We start from the raw sequence: 17,844 nt of genomic DNA, 5'->3' as shown, positions 1-17,844 counted from the left end.
TTCATCATGTGATTAGGAGGCATTCAATGAGTTTTAATACAATAGTTAACATATTTATGAAGGATTGGCCAATGTTTTTAAGGGGAGCGGGTATGACTATCCTCATTTCCATCATTGGTACAATAATAGGATTAATAATAGGTCTAATAATCGGTATCGTCCGTACGATTCCGCTGCCAAACAAAGGTATTAAAAAAACGATATTAATTGTTGTCAATAAAATTCTGTCTGTATACATTGAGTTCTTCAGAGGAACACCAATGATAGTTCAGGCTATGGTAATTTTCTATGGTACAGCACAGGCATTTGGCATACAGATGAATAGAGTATTTGCCGCTTTACTAATAGTTTCTATCAATACCGGTGCATACATGTCAGAAATAGTACGCGGGGGAATTGTATCTATAGATAAGGGGCAATTTGAGGCTGCGCAGGCAATCGGTATGAATCATACGCAAACTATGATGAATATAATTCTGCCGCAGGTAATGAGAAATATTTTGCCTGCAACCGGCAATGAGTTTGTCATCAATGTAAAGGATACTTCAGTATTGAATGTAATATCTGTTACTGAATTATTCTTTCAAACCAAATCAATTGCAGGAGCAACTTTCAAGTTCTTTGAACCATATTTTATAGCAAGTGTTATTTACCTAATAATGACAATAAGTATAACAAGAATATTACGGTATATTGAAAGAAAAATGGACGGACCGGCAAACTTTATAATGGCAGGAAATCACATGCAGGTGCAATCGTCTGAGAGTATTGCATGCAAAAATCATGAAAATAATAGGAAATTATAAGGGAGTAGAACTGATGGAAAAAATAATTGATATTCAACACTTGAGTAAAACCTTTGGTACTCATGAAGTTTTAAGAGATATAGACTTTTCCGTTAATCAAGGTGAAGTAGTAACTATCATTGGATCGTCCGGTTCAGGTAAATCAACTCTCCTTCGTTGTATAAATCTATTGGAGAAACCAAGCAGCGGTCAAATAATATATAAAGGTGAAAATATATTAGAGGATGGGCATAATGTATATGAATATAGGACAAAATTAGGCATGGTATTCCAACAATTCAATTTGTTTAACAATCACGACGTTTTAAGTAATTGTACAGTGGGGCAGATAAAGGTACTGAAAAGAAGCGTTGATGAAGCAGAAAAAATTGCCATAAAATACCTTAATGTAGTCGGAATGGATAATTATATAAATGCAAAACCAAGTCAGCTGTCAGGCGGCCAAAAACAAAGAGTTGCTATAGCAAGAGCGCTTTCCATGGAACCTGATGTCATGTTATTTGATGAACCAACATCAGCGTTGGATCCGGAAATGGTTGGAGAGGTGCTTAAGGTCATGAAGGATCTAGCTAAAAGTGGTCTTACAATGCTTGTAGTGACTCATGAAATGGGATTTGCAAAAGAAGTATCCGATAGGGTAGTATTTATGGATCAGGGAGTCATAGCAGAAGAAGGAGCTCCGGAAGAAATTTTCAACAATCCTGTTCATGATAGAACCAGAGAATTTTTAAAGAGAATCATAAATAAAGAATAATATCCAACTCCACTCACATGTAATTTTCGTGTAATCTTAATATGCTAAAATCCAAACATGGAGGGGAGGTAAGATAATGAAAATTTTAGAGACTAGAGGCTTAACAAAGATTTATCCCGGGGTGGAGGATGTAATTGCATTAAATCATGTGGATTTTTCTTTAGAGAAAGGTGAGTTAGCAGCAATAATTGGGGAAAGCGGTTCAGAAAAAGCACATTGCTTCACTTAATTGCCGGAGTAGATGAACCTACTGAAGGGAAAATATATATTCAAGATACTGAAATTACAAAAATGTCAGAGAAGGATTTGACCATATTTAGGAGAAGGAATATTGGTTTAATCTATCAATTTTTTAATTTAATTCCCAATATCACAGTAGGAAAAAACATTCTTTTGCCGTTATTATTGGATGGAAGAAGAGAAGATAGGGAATATTTCAATGAAATTGTAGAAACTCTTGGCATAGAAGACAAATTAAATAGGTTCCCTAATCAGCTTTCCGGAGGAGAGCAACAAAGAGTTGCAATTGCTAGATCAATAGTAAATAGACCTGCAATTATTTTAGCGGATGAACCTACAGGAAATTTGGACAGAAAAAGGACGGATGAAATCATCGGTTTGTTTAGATTGGTCAATAAAAGATTTAATGCCACAATATTAATTATTACACATGAGGAGCGAGTAGCACTATCCTGTAAGAAGGTTTTCAAAATGGTAGATGGCATTCTCCAGGAAATTGGAGGTGATTTCGTTGAACATTACTAGAGAACTTGCACAATCTTCTATAGATGGTCAAAAGAAAAATACCTTTGCAATTAAGATGTCAATTTTGATGGCTGTAATACTTTTGGGGACAGTGATATTTATAGTATCTGATTTAAGATTAGATGAAATAAAATATATTAAAGAACAAATTGGCGATTATCAAGTTTCAATATCTGGAATAAGCTCTAAAATGCGTTTGTTTTTGGAAGAGCATGATCAGATTGAAAAAATAAATTACGAAGCCATAGAAAAATTTAACTCTGTCGAATTATCTGAAAAAGGAATTTATCTAATACGAGAAGAAAATGAATTTTGGAATGGAGATTCTGTTAAAATTGTTGAGGGAAGAAAACCGAAAACTGAAAAAGAAATTATCGTTTCTGAGAGATTGATAAAAGATAATACTGGATTTTCTTTGAATAGCCAAATTGAAATTGAAAATATTTCATATAAAATTGTCGGAGTATATAAGATAGAAGAATTAAGTTTTGAGGATTATGTATTTTATGGGATTTTAGAAGATAGAAATGCAATCTTTGAAGACGATTGTGGAGTAAATGCATATATTTGGTATAAGGAACCTAGGGATACTTTTCATCTGACTAGGGACATTTTAGAAAAATTTGATTTAAATGAAAAGGATTATATTGAGACTGGTAAATTGGGCTACAATACTGGATTGTTAGAGCATTATTTCATATTTCCAAATGGGCTAATTCCTACCAAAGATTTTGCGTATAGAATAATTGAAAAAGTAGTTATTTTGTTGTTTTTGACGATTTTATTTGCATTAATGATTTACAATGCCTTTGTCGTTTGGAATAATAGAGATATTCGCCAAATCGGACTTTTGAAGAGTGTAGGAATGACAAAACATCAAGTAAGGAATTTAGTTATAAATAAGGCGTTGAAACTTTCAGTAGGTCCAATAATCTCAGGAACAATTATTTCATATATTGCGGCAAATTTGTTGACGGGTTTAATGTGGTTAAATAATTACTTTACTTATAATTCATTGAACAAAAATTATGGAATGGATGTCCAATTATATGATTTTCATCTGATAAAAATACAAATTATGCCGATAATAATACTTTGGCTTTTTTCTTTTTTATGTGTATATCTTGCAGCTTTGAAGCCTGCGAAGGATACCGGAAAAGTTTCTATAATTGATGCACTTAATCAAAATAGAAATAGAAAAATCAAATTATCCGGTAATTTCCAAACCTCACTTGATATCGAAAAGAATTTAGCAAAAGATTATACAAAAGCCTATGGAAAAACCTATAGAGGATTAACTATGGCAATGGCTGTTGCAGCTTTTACTTTAAGTGTGATACTGATAATAAATTCTTGGCGAGTGATAGATAATAAATACAATTCATTTCATTCAACTTACAGTCTGAATTGTACTTTTTGGACTTCAAAGCCAGTAGAAAATCAGTTAGTTGACAATTTATATGGAATAGAAAATATAGACGAAATACATTTTTACTCTTACCAATCAGCGAAATTTTATATGACTGATAATAAAGAAAAATTGTCTGATGAATTTAAGGATGCAATAGATAAGGGGAACCGTACATTTAATAATCCCTATGCTATGATTTATGGACTGGAAGATGAAGATTTTGAAAAATTGATAAAGAATGAAAATATAGAAGCTGACAAAGATGGTTTTATTTTATTGGACAGCACGCCGGAGAATAATATCAATGTGCCATATGTGGATAGAAACTATATTCCCATATTAAAACCTGATGAAGATGAAATAAATATTCAAGACAACAAGTATGCACCGGTGGAAAAAATAAAAATTATTGGTAAAATAAAAAAGTTTCCTTTTGATTTAGATGCCTATTCTTCCAATGGGATTGCAATCTTTACTTCCAAATCCAATTTTGATAAATGGATAAGTTCAACAAATGTAGACATTGATATACTTCATCATAATGTGAAGCTCAAAACTTCAAGAAAAGATTTGGGGAATGTGACTAATGCTTTTAAAGATGTTTTATTTAGCCATATATCTTCAACAGATGTCTATTTTATGAACGATTTTATTGAAGAAGGATACGATAAAGAGGTGAAACATAATGAGTTGTTTTTTAGTTTAGGTATTCAGGCAATCTTTTTAATTATTGCTCTATCCAATGCATACAACTCCTTTCATGGCAATTTACAAGCAAGAAAGAATGATTTTGCTCTTTTAAGATCAGTGGGAATGACTGAAGATCAAATAGATAAGATGCTTAATTATGAAGGATTTTTGCTAGTTAAGAGAGTAATCATTTTGTACTTGATTATGCTTGTAGGTGGCATCTTTGCAAGATGTATAAGAAAGCACTGGATATTTAGTCCGATTCAGGTCTTTGCAAACTTGAATTATATAAGTATTGTAATATTTTTTGTAATCAGCATCTTGGGAATTTATTTTGCTATTAGAAGTGGCAAAAAGTATATCTTAAATCAAAATATAAATGAAATGATAAATGAGCTGAATTAAGGTGGGAAGATTCCCACCTTTATTTGTAAAAACGAAGCTCAAAACTGCTGCCCCTAGGGTCGGATTGAATGAGAATATCTCCATCGTGTTTCTCCATAATGCGCTTTGCCATAGGCAGACCAATTCCAAATCCCGATGAATTTGTGTCCAATTTATAAAATCTTTGGAATAATTTATCTTTAGTTTCTTTTGCAATTCCCGGGCCATTATCAATAATAAAAATGCTTTTGAAAATCAAGCTTTCTTGAAGCTTTACTACAATCATGGAATTGTGAGGTGAAATGTCAATTGCATTTTTTAATACATTTAGAATAGCCTCAAAAATCCATCTGCGGTCTCCAATTATCTCAAAACCCTGTCCTTCAATAGAAAGATTTAAATTCTTATTTTTAATTAAACTTTCTAAATTCATTTCACAATCTAATATAAGTGCCTTTGCTGAGAAAGGTTTTTCTTCCATTTTTATGATATCCGCATCCAAAGATGACATTTTTAGTAATAAGTCACTTAAATTCGTTATTCGTAATATGTTATTTCTAATTCTTTCTGTATATTCTTTAAGATTCTCAGGATCGGCTTCCGTCAAATCTAATAGCAATAAAATTCCTGTAAGAGGAGTTTTTATTTGATGTGTAATGTCTTCTATATAGTTTTTCATCAAGATTTTGTTATTAATAGCTTCATCCTTGGAATTTTTCTTTTCTGTAATACTTTTTAAGATTTCATCTTGAAGTGTTCCGAGATAAGAATTTTTTAGAGTTACTTTATCTTCTTTTAAATCGATTGATTGAAGCAGATTGATTAGAGAATCGATGGAATCTTGGAATTTTCTTTCTTCCTTGTGGAGGAAAATCTTTATTATAAAAGTTGTAATCAGTGCAAGGAATAGAAAGAAGATAAGAGTTTTTATATCTGCTCTGGGGCTTATTAACAAAATGACTAAGGAAGACAGAAATATGAATAATCCAATAAAATAAGGAAAATAGTTTTTATTCATAGCTCATTCTCCCAACAGTATCCTATTCCTCGAACGGTATTTATATATTTTCCATAATCACCTAATTTATCTCTCAATCTCTTTATAGCAACGGAGAGAGCATTGTCACCTACTTCTCTCTTTTCAGAATACCAAAGTTTTTCGAGTATCCTTTCACGTGGGAGGGTTAGACCTTGATTTTTAATCAATATTTCCAAAAGTTCGTATTCAATAGCACCTAAGTCCAACAAATTATCTTCAAGATAAGCGGTTTTATTTTCTGTATAGAGAACAAGCTCTCCAAAATTTAAATAACTTTTTTCATAAGAACTTAATCTTTTAAAAATGCTGTCAATTCTGGCTTTTAAGATAGGAAGTGAGAAGGGCTTCGTTAAGTAGTCATCAGCCCCTAAATCAAAAGCCTTCAAAATATCTTGTTCCTGATCTCGAACGGTGAGAATAAGAACCGGCACATTAGTCCCTTCACGAAGATATTTTAAATATTCAAAGCCTGACCCATCAGGAAGATTCAGGTCTAAAATTACGAAATCAAAATTCTCAATTTCTAACTCAGAAGTAGCCTCAATATTCATACATATAAATGCCTTGTGGTTAAATTTTTCTAAATATTTTTTGATTGCAAAAGATATATTGTCATCGTCGTCAATAATTAAAAAATTCATTTGTCTACCTCGCTCATTATATCAATTACCTAAAACATAGAACCATGCATTCAAACAGCACTCATTGTCTAAATTATACATTTAGTGATTTGAAAACTCAACACATAATGAGTATCACTGATTAAAGAAATATTTAGAGAATAATCATTTTAAGTTTGCAAACTGCATTTAAAGGATGTCAAAGGCGGTCTTGAAATATTCAAAACCGCCTTATTTTTGATAAAAATATTAACTATAAAAGTGTTCGCCTTTTTGTTTGAGATATTTTAGCTCTTCTGGAGTTGATATTCTGCCTAAATCTTCATTTTGGTAAGGGTAACGGTCAAATTCTTCCAAAACATCTCTATGCAATCTTTCATAATGTAACAATTCTTCGTCTCCCAGTTCGAGATAATACTTATGAGCCCAGTCATGAAGTTCCAGTGATTCGGAATGCATGAAAGGAAGAAGAATATATTTTTTCTCTGTAGCTGATAATTGCTTATAATCCGGATGATGAATTGCCTCTTGTGCTAAAGCAATTGCCATTTTATCTTGAGTATATGTTCGGATGTCATTTCTCCATAGATTTCTGGAGAACTGATCCAGAACTATAATTTCGGCAAGCCTGCCCTTAATACTCTTCCTCCAGTCAACCAATAGGCCTTCAGAACCTGCCTTCCATGTATCTAAAAATTTGGCACGGATTTTTCCATCAAATTCGTCATCTTCGACAAAATGTAATGGAATGTGTTTAGGGTCAAACCAAAAATCAAGTACTTCATTCCACATTACAACTGCCATAAAATCTCTCCTTCATATATTTATAAATGTTACTATTATCTATATACCCATTAGCTGTTAATATATGATGAGAAAATTCATTGAGTGAGTATTAATTGTCAAAATTATTTATAGGTGGTATACAAATGCAAAAGAATATTGAAGAAGTTGAAAAAGTATTAGAGAATCATATAGGGGAAATCATAGATAAATATGACATTGGATTAATTTATATTTTTGGTTCTTATGCGACTAATAAGAATGATAAAAATAGTGATTTAGATATTGCAGTCTATCTAAATGGAGAATTCGACAGCCTAATAAAGTTGGAAATATTTGATGAATTAGTGAGGATTTTTCGTAGAGAAGATATAGATTTAGTTATTTTAAATAAGGCTGATACAGTATTACAATTTCAGGTAATAAAATATGGTAAAGTTGTGTATATGAAGGATTTATTTATCAAGGTGTCTTATGAATATAAAACAATGGGTTTTTATATGGATATGGAACATTTCAGAAATGTAGGGAATGAAATAAGGTAAAGGAAGTTTTTGGAGCTATTCAAATGAAACAATGTAAACATAGGAAATCATTTCAAGATATATAACTTGGTAAATGTGGAATAAAAACTTACCCACTAGATATAATAATATAAACTATCTAATAAAAGGAGGGCTTATTGATGAGGAAAGGTATATTACCGGCAATGCTGGGAATTGCTGTAACAGGAGCGACCATTGCAATGACTGATATAGACATTACAAAAAGGATAATGCATCATAAAGGCAGAGAGGCAATGCTTACATCTGGATTAATAGGCTTTGGATTGGCACATGTAGTTTTAGGTGGGCTGGATCTAATAAATAATAGGTAGTTAAAATAAGCAGTTTAAAAATCTGATGGATAACCATCAGATTTTTTTCGATAAGTTTTTGAAATTTTGGGTAACTAAGTCTAATAAGGAGATTTCCTAGGAAATAATGACAGAAAGAATTTTTTGGTTAATACCTCCTCTTAACATTTACTTAAATGTGTAGTAGAATATACTCAATTACAATTAGAATAGGTGAAATAATGAGAATTGGTTTAGATGTAGGTTCAACTACGTTAAAATGCGTAGTATTGGACAGTCGTGATAATTTAGTGTTTCACTCTTATGAGAGACATCTCTCACAGATTAGTGAAAAAACATGCTTATTGTTAAAGCAGATAAAAGAAAAGTTTCCTGAGGAACAAGATTTTAGAATTTGCATTTCAGGTTCGGCAGGAATGGGACTTGCTGAATATTATGATATACCATTTGTTCAAGAAGTTTATGCTACAAGGATATCAATTTCAAAGATCATTCCAAATGCAGATATTGTTATAGAGCTGGGCGGAGAAGATGCCAAAATTTTATTTCTAAAAAATGGAATGGACGTACGTATGAATGGTTCTTGCGCAGGAGGCACAGGAGCATTTATAGATCAAATGGCAACACTTCTTAATGTAAGCTTAGTTGATTTAAATGAAATGGCAAAAGATCATAATAAGATATATACAATTGCATCAAGATGCGGTGTATTTGCGAAGTCTGATATACAGCCTTTGTTGAATCAAGGTGCCAGAAAAGAGGATATAGCAGCCAGTATATTTGTTGCGGTAGTCAATCAAACAATAGCCGGACTGGCACAAGGCAGAGAGATTGGGGGACAAGTAGTATACTTAGGAGGACCTCTTACTTTCTTTTCAGAATTGAAAAAAAGCTTTGATAAAATATTGGGAGTTAATGGATTATGCCCTGAGAATTCTCTATATTTCGTAGCCATGGGAGCTGCTCTAAGCCAAAACAGCGAACTTAAAAATATAGATGAATTAATAGAGAACATTCAAAATTCCAAAGTTGAAATAAATTATGCTACTTCACAACCGCTTTTTAAAAACGAGGAAGAATACGATGAGTTCGTTACCAGACACTCGAAAGAGATGGTTAAATATAGTAATCCTGATGCTTACAAAGGAAATGCGTATTTAGGAATAGATGCAGGCTCTACAACTGTGAAGATGACATTAATTGATGATAACGAAGAAATACTTTATTCAGATTATCTATCAAATAGCGGTAATCCTGTACCAATTGTTAAAGATTTTTTAATGAACATTTATAATAAATACCCTTATATAAAGCTTAAATCATCAGCAGTTACCGGATATGGCGAAGAAATTATTAAAAATGCATTTAATATAGATTTCGGCGTTGTTGAAACCATAGCGCACTTTACTGCCGCGAAGAAATTTAAACCGGATGTAGACTTTATAATCGATATAGGAGGACAAGACATCAAATGTTTTAAAATCAGGAATGGTGTTATCGACAATATCTTTTTGAATGAAGCTTGTTCATCGGGATGCGGATCCTTTCTACAAACATTTGCCGGCGCATTAGGGTATTCCATTGATGATTTTGCAAAGCTTGGATTATTTGCGGATAAGCCGGTTGATTTGGGCTCGAGGTGTACAGTATTTATGAATTCTTCCGTAAAACAAGCACAGAAAGATGGGGCAACAATTGAAAATATTTCGGCAGGATTGTCAATGAGCGTCGTTAAAAATGCAATATATAAAGTAATACGTGCATCCTCTGCAGAAAGCTTAGGAGAGAATATAGTAGTGCAAGGCGGAACATTTCATAATGATGTAGTCCTGAGAGCATTTGAGAAGGAATTAAATAAAGATGTTGTGAGGCCAAATATTTCCGGACTCATGGGCGCATACGGTGCAGCCTTATATGCTAAAGGGAAAAATAAAGAGGAAAGTACGATTCTCTCATTAGAGGATTTATCTAATTTTACCCACAAAGTAAAGGCAGTGACATGTGGTCTGTGCAGCAACCATTGCAGACTTACCATTAATACCTTTGATGGCAATAGAAAGTATATTGGTGGGAATAGATGTGAAAGACCGATTAAGCACAAGAAGATTGGGCTTAAGCTCAATATGTTTGATTATAAGCTTTCTTTATTATCCGAGTATAAGCCTCAAAAAGGGAAAAGAGGTAAAATAGGCATACCTATGTCCCTTAACATGTATGAGCTATTGCCATTTTGGCATACATTTTTCACTGAACTGGACTTTGAGGTAATAACTTCCCCCACTTCCAATAGGGATATTTATCTAAAAGGGCAGCATACAATACCGTCTGATACCGTATGTTTTCCTGCAAAATTGGTTCATGGACATATTGAATATCTACTTGATGCAGGGGTAGATACCATTTTTTATCCTTGCCTTACCTACAATTTAGATGAAGGTAAGGGGGATAATCGTTACAATTGTCCGGTTGTTGCTTATTATCCGGAAGTAATAAAGGCAAATGTCTCAAGGCTTGATAAAGTTAATTTTATATATGATTATTTGGGGATTCATAGAAAGAAGGACTTTGAAAAATCTATTCATAAAATATTGAATAATTACTTTGAAGATATTTCTTTTAAAGAGGTAAAAAAAGCTGTGGAGCTTTCATTTGCAGAATATGATTCTTATATGAATAAGATTCATAATAAAGGAATGGAAATCATAGATTTAGCACAGAAGAACAATATGCCAATTATAGTTTTAGCAGGCAGACCCTATCACATAGACCCTGAAATAAATCATGGAATTGCAAAATTAATAAATGAATTTGGGGTTGCTGTAATCTCTGAAGATTCCATAAGTCAAAATGTAGATAAAGTCCCTACCAATGTATTGAATCAATGGACCTATCATGCCAGACTTTATGCAGCAGCTAAATATATAACTGACAAGCCAAATATGAATTTGATACAATTGGTATCCTTTGGATGCGGTTTGGATGCTATTACAAGCGATGAAGTGAAAGAATTGTTAGAGAGTGAAGGCAAGATATATACTCAAATAAAAATAGATGAGATAACTAATTTAGGAGCAGTCAAAATTAGAGTACGAAGTCTATTAGCTGCTTTAGAACAAGGGAAGGAAAGAATATATAATGGAAAGAATTGAATTTACAAAAGAAATGAAAAAGGATTATACCATATTAATTCCTGACATGGCTCCTATTCAATTTACCCTTATAAAGGGGGTTTTAGAAAAATACGGATATAAAATTAAAATACTCAAAAATCAAGGACCATCAGTCGTAGATGAGGGTTTGAAAAATGTGCATAACGATACCTGCTACCCTGCGCTATTGGTTATAGGACAAATGATCGATGCTTTAAAAAGCGGGAATTATGATTTGAATAAAGTGGCTTTGATGATTACACAAACAGGTGGAGGATGTCGAGCTTCCAATTATATTCATCTTTTGAGAAAAGCTTTAAAGAAATCCGGGTTAGGACATATTCCGGTACTGTCATTAAACTTCTCCGGGCTGGAAAAGGGCAATGGAATTAAAATTACTCTGCCCATCTTAAAAAAAGCGGCAATAGCGATTTTATACGGAGATTTATTGATGCTTTTAAACAACCAGTCAAAAGCTTATGAGGTAAATAAAGGAGAAAGCAATGAATTATTAAATTATTGGCTTGATAAATTAGCAGGTGAGTTTAGAATAAATAGAGGGTTTAAAAATGGTGAAATGGAAGCTAATTTTAATGAGATAGTAAAAAGTTTTGATACTATACCTAAAGAATATACTCAAAAAGTAAAGGTAGGAATTGTTGGAGAAATCTATGTAAAATTTTCCGGATTGGGGAACAATAATCTGGAAGAGTTTTTGGATAATGAGGACTGCGAGGTAATGGTGCCGGGGTTGATGGGATTTATAATGTATTGTGTCGAAAATGGCATCATTGACTATAAATTGTATGGCAATGGTTATCTAAAGAGTAAAGTATTTGATTTTGTAATTGACTATGTCGGCAGGATGGAAAACATGATAATTAACATAGTAAAAAAGAGCAATTTTATCCCGCCATCCCCGTTTAAACATTTAAAATCGTTGGTAAAAGATGTAGTTGGTTTGGGGTGCAAAATGGGAGAAGGTTGGCTTCTTCCAGCGGAAATGGTGGAGCTGATACAACAAGGATACGATAATATAATCTGTACTCAGCCTTTTGGCTGCTTACCTAATCATATAGTAGGAAAAGGAGTCATCAGCAATATTAAATCAATATACCCTAATGCCAATATAGTGCCTATAGACTATGATCCCAGTGCCACTAAAGTAAATCAAGAGAACAGGATTAAGTTGATGCTTTCCGTGGCTAAAGAAAAGCTTCAATCAGAGGGAGAAGTAAAAGAAACAATTGCAGTAGAGGATTTAGCTGTTGATAAAAATCTATGTTTGGCACATATAAAATAAGGATGGTATAAAAACCATCCTTTAATTTGGTATGTTATCATTTATGATTGAGAATTAGAATATAGTGATAAGCCTCTCGCAATACATGATCAGCGAGAATTGGGGGTATAACAGACCTTATTTTACATTCTAAAAGTCCTATAGTTGCATCAATTTCATAATCCCTTAAATCTTCTGTAGCCACTAAGCTCTCTTGGATTATCAATTTTTCTGCTGTTTTGATGCATTCCTCGACTAGTCTTTCAAATCTAGCTATAAATCCTCTGGCTTTTTCTTTCAAATCTTTTTCCGTTGGATCCAACATTCCATCTATAAACTCCGCATGTTCTCCCATTATATTGTTCCAGAAATCTAATTCTTCACAAAGAGTAAATTCAGGGAGTTTTCTATCCAGTAAACAGTTCAATATTCTCTTATAAAGTCGTGCTTCCCTTATCAGATGTTCAAGCATTTCGGGATAAATCATTAGGAACACTTTGCAATTGAGTACCCATTCCATCAATTTTTTCTTATAACTAATAATTACATCTAATAAATTTAGGGTTCGCCTATTGATATCATCAATTTCCATCTCCAGCCAAGGGGTGCAACTCGGAGTGCCTGCTTCTAGCTTTAATTCTGCCATGGTAATATTGGTATTAATTGTAGCTCCTGTGAGCTTGGAAGTTATTTCTTCGCAAGGCAAGGTAAATGGTGTAACGATACTATGTGATTCTATTGATTCTTCTGAGATATTTCCATTTGCAAGTATTACCGTTTCGGAAAGTATTTGTTCCATGCTTATCTTTAGTGAATCAGCTTCTGTAATTAATGCAGTTTCTACTGATGGTAAGTGTGTTTCAATAAGCAACATATGTTCCTTCATTATTCGTTGATAGAATAGATTGATCTCCAAGGAAATTTGTATATATTTCTCCCTAGGCAACATAAAATTCCCCCTCCCATGTATAAAACAACTCTTTATAGTATATTTAAGGAAGGGGGAATTATGATTATTATAGTGAATTAATTATATTTGCCTTTATTGTTGGATCAACCAAATTTGAGTTTAAAACTAGATTGTTTAAAAAGTCTTTTATTACATCAGCAAAATAAGTTTGTTCATATTTATTGGATATTTCTAAGAACATAGGAATTAGCTTCTCATTAAACTTTGTATTTTGTAAATCATATGTCGGAGTTTTTTCACTTCCAAACAAAAAGCTCAATATATATGATTTATACATTTCATTTACTTCATTTAAATATTTTGAATAGGGATATGTCAATTTGTATTTTTCCAGCTCCACTATTCTTTCTGCTAATTTATCTAAAGATATATTCACTATACCATCTCTCAAATATGGTTCATTTATATTTGAGGCTTTAATCTTCAAATAATCTTTAAAATATTTATTCATATTGTCTCCAAAGTTATCCAAAAGTTTTTGATAGTCTATTCTATAACAATATGTTCCATCAACTAAATACAATTTATATCCCATGTTTAAACTATTAATCAAATTTTCTTTTAAATCAGGTTCAGTCTTTAGTATAGTTTCCCTTTTCAGATATTCAGGATCATTTAATCGCTCAATGGACAGTTCAAGGTTATCAGAGGATGTGTTTTTCTTGAAATTAATCAATCTACTGGAAAGTTCAGCATTTCTATCATCCATTTTATTATTTAGATATTTTATATGAGTTTCAATAATCTCTGTAAGCGTATTTTTTTCAAATTGTTGTTTATTATCTATTAAATATTTTATCAGCTTATCCTTTGATATTTCTGTCAAATCGAGATTATTTGCTTTCATTTCTTTATGCTGTAGTTTATACTCAGCCGGTTTTCTTTCAACTTTTACAAGTTTACCGCTATCCTTCTCATCCCATTTATACCATAGAATCAATTTATCAATATTTTCTGTATTCATATTTTCAGCTTCAGGATCCAATGTATAAATGCTGAATTCCAAAATGCCATCACCGTCAATATCTCTTATTGCATTATTTGTATATACGGAGATCAAAGAAATTTTTTTATCATTTAGGATACTCATAAGTTTGTCGTTTTCCAGAATAAAGCCATAGGTAACTCCTGAATGAGCACCGACTTGATTGCTCAACAATATCCCGTTTTTAGAAGACGAAATCTTTCCTATTTTAAGTATATAATTTGTATTGTCATAGTTCATATTCACTTTATCCAGAAGCTCATATTTTTCACCGGTAAATTTATATACTCCAAGTGTTCCTTGGTCTTCTACGTCTTTAGGGTTTCTTTCAATAAATACAACTAACTCGGGGATATTGTCATCATCTAAATTTTCGATAGCATAGTGTTCTATGTTAGATAATCTAGACTGCATCAATGTATTTGCATATTCCTCTACCTTGGACATAAATAGCTTATCATCTAAAAAATTGTAATTTTTTCCTTTGGAAAGGATTATTTCTCTCAACGAGTCTTCCAATGGTATGGATTCAGGTAGTATTTCATTTTCACATCCTGTAAATAAGAAAGTGGTAAGGATGATTAAGCATATTATCATTGCTACTTTTTTAACCATATAATAGCTCCTTTCTATAATAATTATAAATCATTAGTCAAATTTTGGGTAACAAACAGGTTACAGAATCGGTTTATAATTCACAGTTCACAATTACCTTCGGGTCGTCCTGCCGTGTACTCTTTGCAGTCTAAGGTTGAGGCGGACAGTATAAACATTGCTCTCGAAGGGTCTCCGCTTTTAAAGATAGTGAAGAATCAAGAACTAAGAGCGAAGAGTTGTTGGAGCATCTCTTGCTGCATTTAAAGAACGTGTATTAAGGGAACGAAGAATTAATACAGATATAAAAGTGCAGGCTAATAATAAAGGGAAATATAGTAAAGTATAAATTAAAAATATTAATTTAAACCACTAAAGAAGAAAGCTGCATTTCTTTTTCAAACTATAGATAAATTGTTATAATAAAATCATTTATTCAGGCTAATACACATATCCGTATTGATTATTGTAGTAAAGGATACGGATTCATACACATTGTTTCTATATGAATAGAAGGTACATTAATCAAGCTATTATTATGTTAGTTTAATTTGGCATGATATTTGCTTAAATAATTGATAAAACAATAATCGAGAAGGGAGTGTAAAAGTATCAGTTTTCTGAATATGAGATGTTTTTCGTGCTGACTGATAGTATAGTTTATATTTGAAAGGAAGATGATAATGATGAAACTTAGGCAAAAAGTAGTGACAGCAATTATGGTATTATGTATGTTGTTTTCAATTCTACCTGTGAATTCATTTGCACAAACCCTTAAAAATGCTGATGTATCTGTGACACAAGGCATAGATGATGCGCGTAAAGCTGCAACAGAAGCAGTGAAAGACGCCATAGCAGCTATTGATGTTCAATCCATTGAGGATCGTGAATCAGTTGTCTTGGCAAGAAGATTGTTTGACAGACTGTCTGATGCTGATAAGATGATGATCATTAATGCTAAAGCTAATTCAAATCTTAATACGTTGGAAACTGCTGAAGCAAAGATTCTTAACCTGTGGATAGATGATTTATATACGGGTAATCCCAAGGCTCCCGTTGAATGGGCACGTTCTCTTGGACTGTGGGTGCTGGATGAGGAATATGATAACATGAGTGAGGAGCAAAAGCAGCTTGTTACCAGTTACACCAAGCTTGAAGCCATGGATGAATATTGTGAAGAAGTATTGAATCCATCTTTCAAGGAAGATTATAAAATAGCCAAGATCATTCAGGAAAAGATTAAAGCTATGGACCCATTTGTTGGTTCTGAGGTTAGGGAGGTAAGAGCATCATACGATGCTTTGACTGATGATCAGAAATCGATTGTATCAAATTATGAGGTGTTGAAGAAGGCGGAGGGCACTAATGATGTTCTTCCTTCAAATATAAAGTTATCGGGTGCCCGTAGCACCAGTTATGGAACCAGCTTGTCCCTAGAAAATTGGCAGCTTATTGACGATAAAATGCAGAATTATTTCCCGGGGTCTAAGTCCACATATATATGGATTACTGGAATGCTTGATGATGATAGCGGACCTGCAGGTTCATGTCTAATAGATAGGAATTTCGACGATATCAAGGACTTTGAGGGGAAATATAAGGGAAAGACAGAGGATGAATGGCGCAATGAAAATATTACCTTTAGGAAAGCATCCTCGACACAATTAGAACAAGAAGTCTATCTTGACTATTTTGATAAGCATAATATCGATATATATTTGCAGGTTGAATCTGCTTTTGCCGATATGAAGACTCTTATGGATATTTACTATGATGTCTTCGATGTTGCAAATCACAAATGTGTGAAGGGTTTTGCTATTGATGTTGAGTGGTACTGGGGAGTTGAGGAAGACTCAGGAATCCCAGTCACAGACGAGAGAGCTAAGGAATGGAATGAGTATTTGTCTAAGACTTGGGGTCCTGGCAAGCAACTCATTTTGAAACATTATGCTGCAACATGGCTACCAACCACCTATCGTGGAGGAAATGGTTCAGGTGAAAAACTTGTTTTCTGTAACGATAGTCAAGGATTTGGATCATTTGATGGTGAATCTAGTGGTATATATGATGATCCCAAAGCAAAAGCCGGAGATGGAATGGGATGTGGACGTGAATTTAAGCTTTTTGCCGATTATTATCCTGATAATGATGTTATCTACCAAATAGGATACCAAGCTGATAGACAATGGTATTATGCATTTGAAGATCCTGTAATAAAAAGTTTTGGTATAAAATTGGCTGAGATATCAAATCCAAAACAGAACATTGGTATTGCTTGGGTTAATTTTTCGTTTAAGGATCCGTTGACCTTCCCTTGGCTTATGACTTCTACAGAAGAGGTAAATGTTGTTAATAATCTTCTTAAGTATTTAACTGAAACCGGTTCAAACAATGTTGTAGGACAGCGTTTCGATGGTGACCGTTCAGTTGTTAGTGGCGGAAATGGAGCGACCCTTTCTGATGCTATATTTGTAAAACGTGTTCGTGATTTGGTAAATGAGCTGACACCTGAGCAAAGAGGTGAACTTGATCCTGAATTAATTGACCGCCTAGAGATGATAGAGCCTGTAGCTATCGATATTCGTATCAGATACCTAAATGATGCTGATAAACTGGGTATTAAGGATTATGATACTGTTAAAGAAATATATGACATTTATCAAGCATTGACAGATTCTCAGAAGGGGAAAGTAAAAGATGCTGATAAGTTGTTGCAATATATGGATCGTCTAAACAAATATAAGGCTAAGATTTAA

13 protein-coding genes and 1 pseudogene are annotated in these 17,844 nt (G+C 33.0%); 9 read left to right on the top strand and 5 right to left on the bottom strand.

From position 1 onward, the window contains the following. Positions 1–26: 26 nt before the first annotated feature. The 4 genes and pseudogenes from H8707_RS12940 (at position 27) to H8707_RS12925 (ending at position 4,831) form a co-directional block, all read left to right on the top strand. Entirely contained in the window at positions 27–806 is a 780-nt protein-coding gene (locus H8707_RS12940; protein WP_262430563.1) for an amino acid ABC transporter permease, read from the top strand. A 13-nt stretch (positions 807–819) separates the two neighbouring features. Then, positions 820–1,560: an amino acid ABC transporter ATP-binding protein gene (locus H8707_RS12935; protein ID WP_262430562.1), complete on the top strand. Its 741-nt coding sequence runs from the start codon at positions 820–822 to the stop codon at positions 1,558–1,560. 76 nt (positions 1,561–1,636) lie between these two features. Further along, a pseudogene (locus tag H8707_RS12930) lies at positions 1,637–2,325 on the top strand (ABC transporter ATP-binding protein). Further along, entirely contained in the window at positions 2,312–4,831 is a 2,520-nt protein-coding gene (locus H8707_RS12925; RefSeq protein WP_262430561.1) for an ABC transporter permease, read from the top strand. Before H8707_RS12930 ends, H8707_RS12925 begins: the two are co-directional and overlap by 14 nt. A gap of 19 nt (positions 4,832–4,850) precedes the next feature. Here the strand turns inward: H8707_RS12925 and H8707_RS12920 are convergent, their stop codons facing one another. From H8707_RS12920 to H8707_RS12910, 3 genes are all read right to left on the bottom strand, one after another. Continuing rightward, entirely contained in the window at positions 4,851–5,828 is a 978-nt protein-coding gene (locus H8707_RS12920; RefSeq protein WP_262430560.1) for a sensor histidine kinase, read from the bottom strand. After that, positions 5,825–6,490 (bottom strand): response regulator transcription factor, encoded by a 666-nt coding sequence (locus H8707_RS12915; RefSeq protein ID WP_262430559.1) that lies wholly within the window; start codon positions 6,488–6,490, stop codon positions 5,825–5,827. The genes H8707_RS12920 and H8707_RS12915 overlap by 4 nt, the downstream gene beginning before the upstream one ends. Before the next feature lie 228 nt (positions 6,491–6,718). Further along, the gene (locus H8707_RS12910; RefSeq protein ID WP_262430558.1) at positions 6,719–7,273 is read right to left on the bottom strand and encodes a DUF924 family protein; all 555 of its coding nucleotides are present in this window, start codon (positions 7,271–7,273) and stop codon (positions 6,719–6,721) included. A gap of 125 nt (positions 7,274–7,398) precedes the next feature. Here H8707_RS12910 and mntA point away from each other — a divergent pair, with 125 nt between their 5' ends. The 4 genes from mntA to H8707_RS12890 all read left to right on the top strand — a co-directional run bounded on the left by mntA (position 7,399) and on the right by H8707_RS12890 (position 12,560). Next, on the top strand, positions 7,399–7,797 hold the full coding sequence (mntA, locus tag H8707_RS12905; protein ID WP_262430557.1) for a type VII toxin-antitoxin system MntA family adenylyltransferase antitoxin: 399 nt from the start codon (positions 7,399–7,401) through the stop codon (positions 7,795–7,797). Positions 7,798–7,937: 140 nt separating this feature from the next. After that, on the top strand, positions 7,938–8,129 hold the full coding sequence (locus H8707_RS12900; RefSeq protein ID WP_262430556.1) for a hypothetical protein: 192 nt from the start codon (positions 7,938–7,940) through the stop codon (positions 8,127–8,129). Between the two features lie 155 nt (positions 8,130–8,284). Beyond that, entirely contained in the window at positions 8,285–11,257 is a 2,973-nt protein-coding gene (locus H8707_RS12895; RefSeq protein WP_262430555.1) for an acyl-CoA dehydratase activase-related protein, read from the top strand. After that, positions 11,244–12,560 carry a 2-hydroxyacyl-CoA dehydratase gene (locus H8707_RS12890; protein WP_262430554.1) on the top strand — a complete coding sequence of 439 codons (1,317 nt, stop codon included), beginning with the start codon at positions 11,244–11,246 and terminating at the stop codon, positions 12,558–12,560. The genes H8707_RS12895 and H8707_RS12890 overlap by 14 nt, the downstream gene beginning before the upstream one ends. Positions 12,561–12,597: 37 nt before the next feature. Here the strand turns inward: H8707_RS12890 and H8707_RS12885 are convergent, their stop codons facing one another. Together H8707_RS12885 and H8707_RS12880 are read right to left on the bottom strand one after the other, a co-directional pair. Further along, positions 12,598–13,488 (bottom strand): DUF2935 domain-containing protein, encoded by an 891-nt coding sequence (locus tag H8707_RS12885; RefSeq protein ID WP_262430553.1) that lies wholly within the window; start codon positions 13,486–13,488, stop codon positions 12,598–12,600. Positions 13,489–13,555: 67 nt separating this feature from the next. Continuing rightward, positions 13,556–15,109, bottom strand: coding sequence for a hypothetical protein (locus H8707_RS12880; RefSeq protein ID WP_262430552.1), 1,554 nt, complete (start codon positions 15,107–15,109; stop codon positions 13,556–13,558). Positions 15,110–15,774: 665 nt separating this feature from the next. Here H8707_RS12880 and H8707_RS12875 point away from each other — a divergent pair. Next, positions 15,775–17,844 carry a hypothetical protein gene (locus H8707_RS12875; protein ID WP_262430551.1) on the top strand — a complete coding sequence of 690 codons (2,070 nt, stop codon included), beginning with the start codon at positions 15,775–15,777 and terminating at the stop codon, positions 17,842–17,844.

It is taken from the genome of Paratissierella segnis (genome assembly GCF_014385195.1).
Lineage (GTDB): Bacteria > Bacillota > Clostridia > Tissierellales > Tissierellaceae > Paratissierella > Paratissierella segnis.
Note: the sequence above shows the minus strand (reverse complement) of the source record. Positions and strands in the feature narration are given on the sequence as shown.